Below are 14,915 nucleotides of genomic sequence, written 5' to 3' on the forward strand. Positions count from 1 at the left end.
GACAGGTGAAAAGAGTGTACAGTATATGGCTTTTAACAATAGCCACACTAATATTATTATTTCCTTGTCATAGTCTTGCCAAGACGACTTTGCAAGTTAAGATGCCATCATCTGTTTTAAATATTTCAAAAGATAATACGTATTCAAATGAAACACAAGATTTACCACGTTTGCAACCAAGTAGGCTTGCGCAAGAATTGTTAAAAACATCAAGTATTAAAATTGAAAATCCAGATTTAATTCGGATGTTAAATGAAACTTCCATTTCAAATGCACCACTCGCAATCGGATATAAAGCGAAAATTTATTTAGGACAGTGGCCACTACATTATGAATCAACAGATACAACAATGAATTGGGAATATAAACAAGTAAATCGTAACGTGTATGATAATAGAGGAGTAGAGGCGGTGCACCCGCTTCGCTATAAGCAAGAGATTCAAAAAACGATAGAAGGTAACCTAACATCGCCTATTAAAGACTCCTCAGATGTGAAAGCTATGATGTTGTTAAAGGCTTCTGAAAAAGTTCAATTGCCCCTTTCTTTTAAAACGACAATTGGATATGGGACTCATCATGAACGAGTGTACAAAATTAGTCCGAAACAAATGGGATATTTATATGCGTATGTGCCAGCGGTAAATGAAAAAGGAAAAGTTACATTTGGTGAGGTATATCTTGTTTTGAAGGGAAATCAAAAGAGATTGGTTGTTAAAAATGTAACATCACAAGGAATTGGAGCCGCTATTCCAATTCAAGATTATTTATCCTTTAAATTCATTCCATCACCACACCCGCAATAGAAAAAAACGTCAGCTATATGCAGCTGACGTTTTTTCTTACAATGTAATCTTCGCTTTTTTCGTTAAGAAATCTTCATTTTGATAGTAGCTATTTTTGACAAGAATATTTGGCCCAAGGCATTTTACAGCTGGACAATGGCAGCTTAATGATTTTGCTGTTTTGGAACTGTACCATTTGTCGTATGCTTCTTGTAATGTATTTGTTTGTACATTGCCGAGAACGGGGATATCGCCAAAATCAGTAACGATAATATTTCCATCAAAGATATTTACATTTAAGCGGGAGCGACCATCTGGATCATTACGAACAGTTACATTTTTGCTCTCATGCAGTTTTTTTAAGGTAGCTAAATCACGTTCATCATCGCTACATGCATAGAATGGTAATGTTCCGAATAACATCCATACGTTTTCATCTCGAATAGCTAATAGATGTTCAATGGCGCTTCGGATTTCAGCTTTTGTTAAAATTTCAAGATTGCTAGCAAAGTCACTTGGATACATTGGATGTACTTCATGACGTTTACATCCCATTTCTTCAACAATTTGACGATGGATGTTTTCAATATGCGGCAATGTACGTTTATTTAACATTGTTTCTGCTGAAACGATAATACCGGCATCTGATAAAGCTTTACTATTTGTAATCATGCGCTCAAACAGTTTTGCACGTTGTTCATAAGTAGGTTTGCGGGCCATCATTGCAAAACCACCTTCAACGAAATCATCAATCGTCCCCCAGTTATGTGAAATATGCAACACATCTAAATAAGGAATAATTTGTTCGTAACGGGCTAAATCTATAGTTAGGTTTGAATTAATTTGAGTGCGAACGCCTCGTTCATGGGCATATTTTAAGAGTGGCGCGACATAATTGTCGACGGATTTTTTTGACATCATAGGTTCTCCACCAGTGATGCTTAGAGAACGTAAATGAGGCACCTCATCTAATCGTTTTAATAAAAGCTCCATTGGAAGCGGATTTGGATCTTTAGGTTGCAGTGTGTACCCAACAGCGCAATGCTCACAGCGCATATTGCATAACGTTGTCGTTGTAAACTCAACGTTTGTTAATAGTAATTTGCCGTACTCTTCAAGGTCCATATACGCTTCCCATGGATCGTAAGAAGGAGTAATCGGCTTCATTGTTTGTGATATACTCATATGAAATACTCCTTTGACTATTGGAATAACAATTTGTCCATTCTCTATAATAGAAGAATATAGACATTTTATAAAGTGAAACTTTTCATAACAAACAATTGTAGAGTTACTTAAGGCGTATAAAAAATAAGAAATTTTTTATATATTTATTTGTATAGAATAATATTATGTACAAAAATTGATAAAAATGCATGTTCATGACAATCATTTTTGCGGTATAATGAAAACAACTCGAATAAAAAGGAGAGTGCTTTCGTGGGAAAAGCAATTCATGATAAAGATTCACAATTAGTATATTTAAAAGAACGTTTAAATATGTTCATTGAAGTAATTGATTCAATTGAACCAGAAGAAGTGGAATTAGAAGATGTAGATCGTCTTCTTGCAATGTTAGATGAATTAGAACTAAAATGTGAGCAATTTAAAAAAGATTAATAATATATGAAAGTGGCCACCAATGAGATGTTGGAGGTCACTTTTTCTTTTATCCCGCTATGTTAGAGCAGCTCGATTGGTGAAGGCTCATAATCAGTGGGGAATGAAGCCCTTCCTACTGATTAAAGTTGTACTTTATCGTTTTAGAAACCGGAGAGAACTTGTTTTATAAAATAGAATGAATATAAAAAAAAGGGTATAATCAAGTTGTGGAAAATTTCATTTTACTTTCAGATGATAGACATACAAACAAAGAAGGATAGAATGAAGTTTTCATCTAGCAACGTTTTGGTAGCGTTCACAATTGAGGGGGAGTAACAATGGAAAAGCTTCAAGAAAGCATGTATCAACTTATTGTTGAAACGTCGACGAATTTACCAAAGGATGTTCGCCGTGCAATTCAACAAGCAAAAGAACGAGAGAATGCAGGGACTCGTTCAGCGATGGCACTTGGCACAATTACAAATAATATTAAAATGGCGGATGACAACATTTCGCCAATTTGCCAAGATACAGGGATGCCAACATTTAAAATCTATACACCAGTTGGTGTGAATCAATTAAAAATGAAAGAAGCGATCTATAGTGCGCTTGAGCGGGCGACTAAGGATGGAAAACTACGTCCGAACTCTGTCGATTCCCTTTTTGGAGACAACAGTGGAAACAACTTAGGGCCAGGAACACCTGTTATCAAATTTGAACAGTGGGAAAAAGATTATATCGATGCTCGTTTAATTTTAAAAGGGGGCGGCTGTGAAAATAAAAACATTCAATATAGCTTGCCTTGCGAACTAGAAGGGCTTGGACGAGCAGGCCGTGATTTAGAAGGGATTCGTAAATGTCTTCTTCATGCGGTATATCAAGCACAAGGACAAGGATGTAGCGCAGGTGTAATCGGTGTCGGTATCGGGGGAGACCGCATGTCGGGATATGAATTAGCTAAAAATCAATTATTCCGTACATTAGATGATGTGAATCCAATTCCAGAATTGCAGAAATTAGAAGAATACGTAGTAGAGAATGCAAATAAACTTGGGATTGGTACAATGGGATTTGGTGGAGAAACGACTTTACTTGGTTGTAAAATTGGAGTGTACAATCGTTTGCCAGCGAGCTTCTATGTGTCTGTAGCGTATAATTGTTGGGCGTATCGCCGTCTTGGTGTAACACTTCACCCAGAAACAGGTGAAATTATCGATTGGTTATATCAAGAAGGAGAAGATACACTTCAACAAGAGGCTGTAGAAGAAAAACAAGAACAACGTGAAATCGTATTACAAGCCCCAATTACAGAGGAACAAATTCGTGAACTTCGCGTTGGGGACGTTGTAACAATTAACGGTATGATGTACACAGGACGTGATGCGATTCATAAACATTTAATAGATCATGACTGCCCTGTAGATTTAAATGGCCAAATCATTTATCATTGTGGACCAGTTGTAGTGAAAGATGAAAATGATAATTGGAAAATTAAAGCGGCAGGTCCAACAACAAGTATCCGTGAAGAACCATATCAAGGAGATATCATGAAGAAATTCGGTATCCGTGCAGTCATTGGTAAAGGTGGTATGGGTGCGAAGACATTAGCTGCACTGAAAGAACATGGCGGTGTCTATTTAAATGCAATTGGCGGTGCAGCGCAGTATTATGCCGAATGTATTAAAGAAGTAAAAGATGTAGATTTTCTACAGTTTGGTATTCCAGAAGCAATGTGGCATTTACGCATTGATGGTTTTAAAGCAGTTGTAACAATGGATTCTCATGGTAACAGCTTGCATGCTGATGTGGATAAAACGTCACTTGAAAAATTGGTGGAGTTTAAAGAACCAGTATTTAAATAAAGAAAGAAAAAATGCATCTCGAGTTATTTGAGATGCATTTTTTGGTATATGTAGAAAAATATGCTCAGCATGAAAGGAAGATTAAAAACAGAAACTACCGGTACGATGACATATGGAAAGGAGAGTATGTATGAAGTTTAGATATTTGTATATAGGTCTCATTTTAATGATTATAATGGCATTTGTACCGAAGTTTGCTTTTGCTTATACGAATGAGGCGAATCATTGGGGAATCCCGCGAGCTAAAAGCGAGACTCCGCCGGATGCAGGGAAAAAGTTTACTGATTTACTTCGTAATAATGGTGGCTTTTATTTAGGGGATACGACTAAAAAAGATATATATTTAACATTTGATAATGGCTATGAAAATGGATATACTGAAAAAATTTTAGACGTATTAAAAGAAAAGAAAGTACCAGCGACATTTTTTGTAACAGGACATTATGTGAAAGGCCAAAAAGATTTATTAAAGCGAATGGTAAATGAAGGACATATTATTGGTAACCACTCACAAACACATCCGGATCTTACAACTGTCAATGATGCAAAGTTAAAAGAAGAACTACAAAGTGTAACAGATGAAATTAAAAAAGTAACAAAGCAAAAGGAAGTAAAATATTTACGTCCTCCGCGCGGTATTTTCAGTGAGCGCACATTGGCACTTGCAAAAGAAATGGGTTATTATAATGTATTTTGGTCGCTTGCTTTTATTGATTGGAAAGTAGACGAGCAAAGAGGATGGCAATATGCACATAATAATGTGATGAATATGGTTCATCCAGGTGCGATTATTTTATTACATGCAGTATCAAAAGATAATGCAGAGGCCCTTGCGAAAATCATTGATGATTTACGAGAGAAAGGGTATCATTTTAAAAGTCTAGATGATTTAGTAAAACGCAATCAACCGTAAGCATGTATGCTTGCGGTTTTCTCATGCTATAATGATGTGTAAAAAGGATGGGGAAACGTATGTGGAGTGAACATGTTACGTTAAAGAGTCCGTACCACTTTGAAGAAGTATTAAGGCGTTTATCTTTTGATCCATTAAATCGTGTTCAATTAGATGAGAAAATCGTGTATGTTCCACTGTTTATAAATGGAGAACAGATTGTTGTTCGTGTACAAGGGCTAGGAACAATCGAAAAACCACAATTTTGGATTTCGAGCGAGACAGGTCAGCGTGAACAAGTTATGGAACGGATTTATACGATCTTCCAGTGGAATGAATCTTTGCAAAAGATACAAGACCACTTTCAAAACACACCACTACATCCACTTTTTGAAACATATGCGTATACACCGCTTATTTTAGAATTTGATTATTTTACTTGTCTGCTTCGATGTATCATTCACCAACAAGTCAATTTAAAGTTCGCTACTGTTCTTACGGAACAATTTGTAAAGACATATGGAACAGAGAAGAATGACGTTTTCTTTTTTCCAACGCCAGAAAGAGTAGCAAAGATTTCAATAGAAGAACTTAGAGGACAAAAGTTTAGTCAACGAAAAGCGGAGTATATGATAGGATTAGCAAAACAGATTGTGGAAGGTAAGCTTAATTTGTCAAAATTAGAAAAACAAACAGAGGAAGAAGTTTCTGCACAATTGTTACCAGTACGAGGAATTGGAGCATGGACAGTGCAAAATTTTTTATTATTTGGACTTGGGCGCCGAAATATGTTTCCCAAAACAGATATCGGAATTCAGCGTGCACTTCAAGGATTATTTCGATTAGACAATAAGCCAGATGATGCATTTTTAGAACAAATAAAACAAGAGTGTGAACCATACTGTAGTTATGCAGCGTTATATTTATGGAAAAGTATAGAGTAGAGGTGTAATAATCGTGCAAAAGCAACATGAAAGCAAATTACAAGTTGGCCAAACGTTTCCTGTGACCATTAAGCGTCTAGGGATTAACGGAGAGGGCGTTGGTTATTTTAAGAGACAAGTTGTCTTTATTCCAGGAGCATTACCAGGTGAAGAAGTGGTTGCAGAGGCAACGAAAATTCAGCGTGGTTTTGCGGAAGCGAAAGTGAAAAACATTCGTAAAGCTTCCCCTCATCGCGTGAAAGCTCCGTGTCCAGTATATGATAAATGCGGTGGTTGTCAGCTCCAGCATTTAGATTATGGAGAGCAATTAAATCAGAAGCGTGATATCGTTGTACAAGCATTTCAAAAGTATATGAAGAATAGTTTGGAAGAGAAGATTCGCCCGACGCTTGGTATGAAAGATCCATGGCACTATCGTAATAAAAGTCAGTTACAGGTAGGAAGAAAAGACGAAAAAGTCATTACAGGATTATATGAGCAAAATTCGCATCGTCTAATTGATATTGCACATTGTATGATTCAGCATAAGGCAACAAACGAAGCGACGAAAGTCGTGAAACGTATTTTAGAGAAGTTAAACATTTCTATTTATAATGAGCGGAAAGGGAAAGGGCTTATCCGTACAATCGTTACACGTGTAGCAGTTCAAACAGGGGAAGTGCAAATTACGTTAATTACGGCAAAAGACGAATTCCCAAATAAAGAGCAGTTTATCGTAGAAGTACAAAAACAAATGCCAGCTGTGAAATCCATTATGCAAAATGTAAATGGACGTAAAACATCTGTTATTTTTGGAGATAAGACGTTCCGTTTATCTGGGAAAGAAGTCATTCAAGAAACGCTTGGCGATTTATCATTTGAATTATCAGCGCGTGCCTTTTTCCAATTGAATCCAGAACAGACTGTTGTTCTTTACAATGAAGCGAAAAAAGCAGCGGCATTAACAGGGAAAGAAAAAATTGTCGATGCGTATTGCGGCGTTGGTACGATTGGACTGTGGCTTGCAAACGATGCGGCGGAAGTACGCGGTATGGATGTCATTCCAGAAGCAATTGCAGATGCACGAAAGAATGCAAAACGTCACGGATTTACAAATACGAAATATGAAGCAGGTAAAGCTGAACAATGGTTACCGAAATGGGTAAAAGAAGGATGGCGCCCAGATGTAATCGTAGTTGACCCACCACGTACAGGTTGTGACGATAAACTGCTTGAAACTATTTTAAAAGTACAACCAAAAACAGTTGTATACGTTTCCTGTAATCCATCTTCACTAGCACGTGATATAAAAACATTAATGAAGAGCTATGAAGTGGAATACGTACAGCCAGTAGATATGTTCCCGCATACAGCGCATGTGGAGAATGTGGTTAGGCTTGTTAGAAAGTAAGGAGAATAAAATGAACAACTACAAACTCACAATTCAATACGACGGCGGACGCTTTAAAGGATGGCAGCGTCTTGGAAATAATGATCATACGATTCAGGGGAAAATTGAAAGTGCACTATCAGAAATGATTGGACAAGAAATTGAAATTATCGGATGTAGTAGAACTGATGCGGGAGTACATGCTCTTAATCAGGTAGCTAACTTTAAGGTGGAAGAAACATTATCAGAACCAAAAGTGAAAAAGTATTTAAATCAACACTTACCAAATGATATTAGTATTACAAATGTTGAGGTAGTTCCTGAACGTTTTCATGCGCGTTATAATTCAAAAGCGAAGACGTATTTATATAAAATTTGGAATGAGGAACATACGAACCCGTTTATGAGGAAATACAGCATGCACGTTCCCAAAAAGCTAAATATAGAAAATATGAAAAAAGCAGCGCAATATTTTATCGGTTCTCATGATTTTACCGCTTTTTCAAATGCGAAATCGAAAAAGAAATCAATGGTTCGAGACGTATATGTGCTCGATGTTTTTGAAAGCGAAGGGTGTATTCAAATTCGAATAAGCGGAAATGGTTTTCTTCACAATATGGTAAGAAAAATTGTTGGAGCATTAATTGAAGTTGGATTAGGACAGCTTGACGCTGAAGCAATTCCGCAAATTTTAGAAGCAAAACAAAGGAATCAGATTAATTGCCTTGCGGATGCGAACGGATTGTATTTAGAAAAGGTTGATTTTTAAATAGTGAAAGAGACTGTAAAATTGTAAACAGTCTCTTTTTTTGTAGTGTTTTTTTAATAGAGGCAAAGTGACGAATGTTGTTTTTTGGTCGATATTTTACATCGAACCGCCGATATAGCATGGAAAACCTGTCTCCAAACTGTCATGTTTTATGATAGTTTGGCACAGGTTTCTGTCATATTTTCTACATTTCTTTCCGCAAATGAGCTAGCTTTTTTTTTACTAACTCAACTGCGATTGCATCGTCTAAATAGCCAATTGGAAATATATAATCTGGGATAATGTCTGTTGATAAAACAAAATACAATAAAGCACTTCCGATTACAGCACGTTCTTTTCCAGAAATCGTATCTTTGCAAAATTGTTGATACATTTCTGTTAGCTGCTCAATAAAGGGGCCTGTGCTATCAATTTGCTTCAATTTTGTTGAGAAACTTTCATGAATACGTATTTGTCCTTCTGTCGTTTGCGCATACCGTTCATAGTTTTCTAATTCTTGTTTGACGCGTATTGTTGTGTAATCATAATCAAAAAGGTTCGATGACTGTAGGGTATCTTGAATCGTATCAATGGAGTTATACATATCGATTTTTTCTTTTTTGATAGGGGAAGAAGTTGAATGCAATGCATTGTATAGCATTTGTGGTGGGACTTTTAAAGATTCAGCGAACTTTTGCAAATGTTTTTGCTTTGCTTGTTGTTTACCATTTATAATTCGTGAAATCGTTGATGGATCAATATTTGTGAGTGTTCCTAATTGACGCATAGATAGAGCGCGTTCTTTTAATAATTTCTTTAGTAATGCGCCAAGCTTATCATTCGGATTTTCCGTAGACATAGTTTAGCACTCCTTCTTGTTTCTAAAGTGTTGAACAAATGTTGAGTTTTTATTAACAGTATATGAAGCTGACAGGCACAATTGCTCAATATTTGCATAACATGCATGGAAAATAAAAATGAGGAGTGAATGTTGATGAGTTCGGCAGGATTATTTTCTATTTTGTTAATAGGGATTGCTTCTAATTTAGATAATGCGGGTGTAGGAATTGCATACGGGATTCGTAATATTCGTATTTCTTGGTTTAACAACTTCATTATCGCTTTTTTCGGGTTTCTTTTTACTTTATTAGCTGGTTTATTTGGAAATTGGATTTCATTATTTATTTCAGATTTCATGGCAAATTTAATTGGAGCAATTGTTCTTGGACTCATTGGAATCTTTGTTTTATGCCAGCCTTTATTGAATAAATCAGCAGAAGGATTAGAGAAAGATGGGAGTATGATTGGTATATTACGTAATCCAGAGAATGCTGATTTTGATGGTTCAAAAACGATTAGTTTTTCTGAAGCACTTGTGTTAGGTGTTGCATTGTCAATTAATAATATTGCCGGAGGGTTTGATGCGGGAGTAACTAATTTAAATCTTTGGTGGACGGCTATCATTTCAGGAGCATTTAGTTTTATTTGTATTAGTGCTTTTTCTTATATCGGAAAAAGATTTTTTGCGGAATACTTAGGGAAATGGGCGACAATTATTGCTGGGATTTTATTGATTTTAATTGGAATTGATCAATTAATGTAAACATGATACAGAAAAATAGAATTCGAGTATTTCCTTGGAAATACAACAAAGCATTGCATATATCGACGCTTTTTTCTTCATACTAATATTGATTTCGTAAATAGAAAGGGGGATGGATATGGGACGTGGTAAAGCATTTGACCATAAGAAAAAAGGGCATGATCATCAGCCGCCTAAAGGGGCATTTATTCATAAAGATGTGAATGAGCATACGTTAGAAGAGGAAGAATTACCTGTTAATATTGAAACGTATAAAAATAGTTTAAAGAAACATTAAAGCACCTATATAGGTGCTTTTTTAGCGGATATCTTCAATTAATTGCTGGGGTTCTTCATACATTTCGTATTCACTAAGAACTTGAATACAGCGCCATTTCAACTCTTCAACACTTTGTTCAAGCTCTTCTGGAAGGACATGAAGAATGTCCTCAAGGCTCATTCCGAAATGAATGAGTTCTAATACTTGATCATCAATATTACGATCCATTAATAACTCTAAGACGTCTAAATTAAATATGTATCGATGCGCTTCATCTAGTGAAACGACTTTTAATTTTAAGCTTTCTACAATACTAAGTATAAAGAGAAGGATTGTTTTTTCCAAAACAGGCTGCTTGGCCATTTGGAATATCAATTTCATTTTTACACCTCCACCAAGTATAGCGTTAGGTTGTACTATATTATTCAGAAGTGAGTGAAATATGCATAATAAAAAGAGGTTTCCTTATTTTACTAGAAATAGGTTACCTCTTTTGAACATTATCATTAAAAAATACTCCAGCCTTCTTGAGCTGATAGCAGTTCTAATATTTTAAATCCAGCGATGCTATTTCCGTTTTCATCTAGTGCTGGTCCGAAAATGCCGATGCCCATTTCTCCTTTTACACAGCCGAAAATGCCGCCGGCAACTCCGCTTTTTGCAGGGATTCCAACACGGATGGCAAACTCTCCAGATTCGTTATACATACCGCAAGTTACCATGAACGTTTTACAAATTTTTGTAATATGTTTTGGGATAATTTGTTTTTGTTTATATGGATCATAACCATCCATTGCAAAAATTAAACCGATGCGTGCTAAATCAATACAATTCACTTCAATTGCACATTGGCGTGTATATAAGTCCATTAGTTCTTCAATATCGCTATCGATAATACCATTTTGCTTCATGTAGTAACAAAGCGAACGATTTAAGTAAGCTGTTTCTAGCTCAGAAGTAGCAACTTTTGCAGAATAATGAATAGTAGGATTATCCGTGATTTCACGTACGAAATTGAGAATTCGTTCTATTTTCTCTTCGTTATTCGCTCCTTTCAGCATACTTGTAATTGCTAGTGCACCTGCATTAATCATTGGATTAAGAGGTTTAGAAGGGCTTGTTGTTTCTAATTTAATAATGGAATTGAATGGATCCCCCGTTGGTTCCATTCCAACTTTAGAAAATACATATTCTTCACCGCGGTCTAATAGGGCAAGAGCAAGTGTAATTACTTTTGAAATACTTTGAAGGGTAAAAAGTATTTGGGAGCTCCCAGCATGAACATACTCGGTTTCTTTATGGTAAATTGCAATTCCTAAGTCGTTTGGATTTGCATTTCCTAATTCGGGGATATAAGTAGCAAGTTTCCCTTTTTTTGTATATGGTTTTACTTGTTCTAACAACTGTTTTAAGTTGTTTGTTTCAACGCACTGCATAATACCAACGCTCCTATTTTGAATAAACTAAGTTTACTATTCCCGTGTATGGTGGGAAATAAATAATACCATGAAAAAGTGGAATGATAAAATAAAACTTTTATACAATCCGTTATCTTTTATATTGTTCATGGAAGGAGGAGAGATTTCGTTTTATCTTGCTATTTATGGATTGTGAAACTTTAAAGTAAAGAAATAGGCTGAGAATAGGGATATTTGTAAAAGCTCAATTGATCAAGATTCAGAATGAGTAGAGCTGAAGAACATCCCAATGGCAAAAACGTCTTCTCATATAATCATTTTTAAAAAATATATCCATAAAATTTTCAAAATAAAAAACTACACATCTATACAACTATATGTTATGATGATTTCGATAGATAAAGCGTTTTCTTAACCACTTATATAATGGTAACGATTTCAAAAATTAGATAGGGGGAATCATAATGTTACAGTTTTTACAACGTATTGGTAAAGCATTAATGCTCCCAATTGCAGTACTGCCAGCAGCAGGATTATTGCTTCGTTTAGGGCAACCAGATGTATTTGATATACCTGTTATGGCACAAGCCGGTGCAGCTATTTTTGATAACTTAGCACTTATTTTTGCAATTGGCGTTGCAATCGGTTTGTCAGTTGATGGTAGTGGTGCTGCAGGTCTTGCAGGTGCGATTGGTTATCTAGTTATGAAGAATACAACTGATACTTTAAGTGTTAGTTATTCGACAGCAGAACTAAATGATAAATTAAAAAGTGTTCAAGACTTATTGGGATCAGTTGATCCAAGTAAGTTAGCGGATACAATGACAAAAGTTTCAAAAGCAGCAGCATTAACACCTAAAATAAATATGGCGATCCTTGGTGGGATTATTGCCGGGGTTGTTGCTGGGTTATTATATAACAAATTCCATAAGATTAAATTGCCAGAATGGTTAGGTTTCTTTGCAGGAAAACGCTTTGTTCCAATTATTACATCCGTCGTTATGCTTCTTTTAGGATTAGTATTTGGTCAAATTTGGCCAACAATTCAAAATGGCATTGATGCAGTAGCTCATGGTATTGTCAACTTAGGTGCAATTGGATCTGGTTTATTCGGTTTATTGAACCGTTTATTGATTCCAATTGGCTTGCACCATGTAATGAACACATACTTCTGGTTTGTATTTGGTGACTTTACAAATGCAGCAGGCGATATTGTTCATGGTGATATTGCTCGTTTCTTTGCAAAAGATCCATCAGCAGGTATGTTTATGACTGGTTTCTTCCCAGTTATGATGTTTGGTTTACCAGCAGCATGTTTTGCAATGATTGCAGCTGCGAAACCGGAAAAACGTAAAATGGTTACAGGGATGTTAGCGGGTCTTGCTTTAACTTCATTTTTAACTGGTATTACAGAACCAATTGAATTCTCATTCATGTTCTTATCTCCAGTATTATATGGTATCCATGCTGTATTAACAGGTATTTCATTATTTGTAACAACATCACTTGGCATTCATGATGGGTTCGCATTTAGTGCCGGTGCCATTGATTATTTCTTAAACCTTGGTATTGCAACAAAACCATTATTATTAGCAGGAATTGGCTTAATTTATGCAGCTATTTACTTTGTTGTATTCTACTTCTTAATTAAGAAATTTAACTTGAAAACTCCAGGGCGTGAAGATGATGAGGAAGTAGTAGCAGGCGATGAAGCTCCAGTTGCAGGTTCTATTGGAGAAACATATGTAACTGCACTTGGCGGAAAAGACAATTTAACAGTGATTGATAACTGTGCGACTCGTCTTCGTCTACAAGTAAAAGATGCAAACTTAGTAAACGAACCAGCGTTAAAACGTGCAGGTGCAAAAGGTGTTATGAAATTAAGTAATACAAGTGTGCAAGTTATCGTTGGAACGAACGTTGAATCAGTTGCTGAAGATATGAAAAAACACGTATAAATTGAAGAAAAAAGAGGATATCCGAAAAGATTGATAAAATTCATCTTTTAGGGGATATCCTTTTTTATATGTGAATCTTACTTTTGAAAATTTTCTTTTTCTTTTTTGTACATATTAGTTGGTAATCAGCGTAGTGCATGATACAGTAAGTATGGTATGAAATGGATTTTCCATTCCTTGTGAAAAAATGGGACTAGTTTTTTCATAAAATGAATAAAATGAGGGGAAAACGGCAGTTATGGAACAGGAAAAGGATAGCGTGAATCCGAAAGCTCGGAAATCAATAGCATATATAAAAGGAATAGTGATTCTCAGTCTGTTATTTTTCATTGTATATTTTGGATATACAAAAATTATGTCTCATAGTAAAAAAGAGAATACGTTAAAAGCTGCAACAGAGATGAAAAAGAAAGAAGAAGCACCGAAGAAAAGTGAGCAACAACCAAAACAACAAGAACAAACAGTGAAAGCGGCAGAACAACCTGTTGAAGAGACTCCGCAAGATATTAACGACAATGCTGAGTTAGATCAGTATTTGCAAAGTAAAGGATTTAGTGGAACGGCAGTCGTTGTAAAGAATGGTAAAGTACTTTTGAATAAAGGATATGGTCTAGCGAATCAAGAGAAAAAAATACCAAATAATTCAGAAACGACATTTTATATTGGTTCGATTTCAAAAGCGTTTGTAGCAACTGCGATTATGCAGTTAAAGGATCAAAATAAACTGCAAACAGAAGATACAGTAACAAAATATATTCCCGGCTTCCCACAAGGTGAGGGACTGAAGCTATCGTATCTATTAACGCATACGTCTGGAATTCCAGAATATGAAGCAGGGAGTGAAGATATCTCTCACGAGGAATTGTTAAAGAGAATTGGAGAACAAAAGCGTTTAGCAAATCCAGGAGAAAAATGGAAGTACTCTGATTCTAACTATTCTATTCTTGCTTATATTGTTGAAAAAGTGAGCGGACAACCGTTAGAAGAATATATAAAGCAACATATTTTTGATGCGATCGGAATGAAACATTCAGGTTTTGGAAGGGCTTTAGAGCAAACAAGATATCCTTCCACTGGATATAAGATTGTGAATAATAATATGACAACACCTGCTATTCCAAGCATGTCACAATTATATGGATGCGGTGATATATATACAAGTGCGTATGATTTATATTTATTTAATGAAGGCTTATTCTCTGGAAAACTCATTTCAAAAGAGAGTTATAATCAAATGTTCACACCTGTGAAAAAAGATTATGGATTTGGATGGTATGTGAATCCAGGCAGTTATTCGAATCACGGTGTTATGCCCGGTTGGAATTGCTTAAATGGCTTTAGCAAAAGCGGAAATATACATGTTATTTTATTATCCAATATTCAAAATAATATTAAATCGTTTGGTAAAGTAAATAATGATATGTATACAATGTTGCAACATATTGAAGTGTAAGAGGCTATCTTTGAGATAGTCTCTG

15 protein-coding genes are annotated in these 14,915 nt (G+C 35.6%); 11 read left to right on the top strand and 4 right to left on the bottom strand.

Annotated elements, in window-relative coordinates; genetic code table 11:
* Positions 1-5 precede the first annotated feature (5 nt).
* Positions 6-803, top strand: coding sequence for a YfkD famly protein (locus MR058_RS13075; RefSeq protein ID WP_242144417.1), 798 nt, complete (start codon positions 6-8; stop codon positions 801-803).
* 36 nt (positions 804-839) lie between these two features.
* Here MR058_RS13075 and yfkAB read toward each other — a convergent pair whose 3' ends face one another.
* Positions 840-1,967 (bottom strand): radical SAM/CxCxxxxC motif protein YfkAB, encoded by a 1,128-nt coding sequence (gene yfkAB, locus MR058_RS13080; RefSeq protein WP_242144418.1) that lies wholly within the window; start codon positions 1,965-1,967, stop codon positions 840-842.
* Positions 1,968-2,222: 255 nt separating this feature from the next.
* Here yfkAB and MR058_RS13085 point away from each other — a divergent pair, with 255 nt between their 5' ends.
* The 6 genes from MR058_RS13085 to truA all read left to right on the top strand — a co-directional run bounded on the left by MR058_RS13085 (position 2,223) and on the right by truA (position 8,220).
* Complete coding sequence (locus MR058_RS13085) at positions 2,223-2,402, top strand: SE1561 family protein (RefSeq protein WP_011983522.1); 180 nt, start codon at positions 2,223-2,225, stop codon at positions 2,400-2,402.
* A 320-nt stretch (positions 2,403-2,722) separates the two neighbouring features.
* Positions 2,723-4,246 carry a class I fumarate hydratase gene (gene fumA, locus MR058_RS13090; RefSeq protein ID WP_242144419.1) on the top strand — a complete coding sequence of 508 codons (1,524 nt, stop codon included), beginning with the start codon at positions 2,723-2,725 and terminating at the stop codon, positions 4,244-4,246.
* Positions 4,247-4,376: 130 nt separating this feature from the next.
* Entirely contained in the window at positions 4,377-5,159 is a 783-nt protein-coding gene (gene pdaA / locus MR058_RS13095) for a delta-lactam-biosynthetic de-N-acetylase (RefSeq protein ID WP_242144420.1), read from the top strand.
* Positions 5,160-5,218: 59 nt separating this feature from the next.
* The gene (locus MR058_RS13100) at positions 5,219-6,082 is read left to right on the top strand and encodes a DNA-3-methyladenine glycosylase family protein (RefSeq protein ID WP_242144421.1); all 864 of its coding nucleotides are present in this window, start codon (positions 5,219-5,221) and stop codon (positions 6,080-6,082) included.
* A 10-nt stretch (positions 6,083-6,092) separates the two neighbouring features.
* Positions 6,093-7,472 carry a 23S rRNA (uracil(1939)-C(5))-methyltransferase RlmD gene (gene rlmD / locus MR058_RS13105; protein ID WP_242144462.1) on the top strand — a complete coding sequence of 460 codons (1,380 nt, stop codon included), beginning with the start codon at positions 6,093-6,095 and terminating at the stop codon, positions 7,470-7,472.
* 10 nt (positions 7,473-7,482) lie between these two features.
* On the top strand, positions 7,483-8,220 hold the full coding sequence (gene truA, locus MR058_RS13110) for a tRNA pseudouridine(38-40) synthase TruA (RefSeq protein ID WP_242144422.1): 738 nt from the start codon (positions 7,483-7,485) through the stop codon (positions 8,218-8,220).
* Positions 8,221-8,404: 184 nt separating this feature from the next.
* Here the strand turns inward: truA and MR058_RS13115 are convergent, their stop codons facing one another.
* Positions 8,405-9,058 carry a DUF1232 domain-containing protein gene (locus MR058_RS13115; protein WP_242144423.1) on the bottom strand — a complete coding sequence of 218 codons (654 nt, stop codon included), beginning with the start codon at positions 9,056-9,058 and terminating at the stop codon, positions 8,405-8,407.
* A gap of 135 nt (positions 9,059-9,193) precedes the next feature.
* Between MR058_RS13115 and MR058_RS13120 the strand changes: the two genes are divergently transcribed.
* Complete coding sequence (locus tag MR058_RS13120) at positions 9,194-9,802, top strand: manganese efflux pump (RefSeq protein WP_242144424.1); 609 nt, start codon at positions 9,194-9,196, stop codon at positions 9,800-9,802.
* A gap of 118 nt (positions 9,803-9,920) precedes the next feature.
* Positions 9,921-10,079, top strand: a complete 159-nt coding sequence (locus MR058_RS13125) for a hypothetical protein (protein ID WP_000532411.1) — start codon at positions 9,921-9,923, stop codon at positions 10,077-10,079.
* Positions 10,080-10,100: 21 nt separating this feature from the next.
* Here the strand turns inward: MR058_RS13125 and MR058_RS13130 are convergent, their stop codons facing one another.
* Positions 10,101-10,442 carry a DUF3969 family protein gene (locus MR058_RS13130; protein WP_242144425.1) on the bottom strand — a complete coding sequence of 114 codons (342 nt, stop codon included), beginning with the start codon at positions 10,440-10,442 and terminating at the stop codon, positions 10,101-10,103.
* 125 nt (positions 10,443-10,567) lie between these two features.
* Positions 10,568-11,497, bottom strand: coding sequence for a glutaminase A (glsA, locus tag MR058_RS13135; RefSeq protein ID WP_242144426.1), 930 nt, complete (start codon positions 11,495-11,497; stop codon positions 10,568-10,570).
* A 446-nt stretch (positions 11,498-11,943) separates the two neighbouring features.
* Here glsA and nagE point away from each other — a divergent pair, with 446 nt between their 5' ends.
* Both nagE and MR058_RS13145 read left to right on the top strand, forming a co-directional pair.
* Complete coding sequence (nagE, locus tag MR058_RS13140; protein WP_242144427.1) at positions 11,944-13,437, top strand: N-acetylglucosamine-specific PTS transporter subunit IIBC; 1,494 nt, start codon at positions 11,944-11,946, stop codon at positions 13,435-13,437.
* Positions 13,438-13,675: 238 nt separating this feature from the next.
* On the top strand, positions 13,676-14,890 hold the full coding sequence (locus MR058_RS13145; RefSeq protein ID WP_242144428.1) for a serine hydrolase domain-containing protein: 1,215 nt from the start codon (positions 13,676-13,678) through the stop codon (positions 14,888-14,890).
* The last annotated feature ends 25 nt before the right edge of the window (positions 14,891-14,915 follow it).

It is taken from the genome of Bacillus cereus group sp. BfR-BA-01430, from assembly GCF_022663115.1.
GTDB classification, from domain to species: domain Bacteria; phylum Bacillota; class Bacilli; order Bacillales; family Bacillaceae_G; genus Bacillus_A; species Bacillus_A cereus_BD.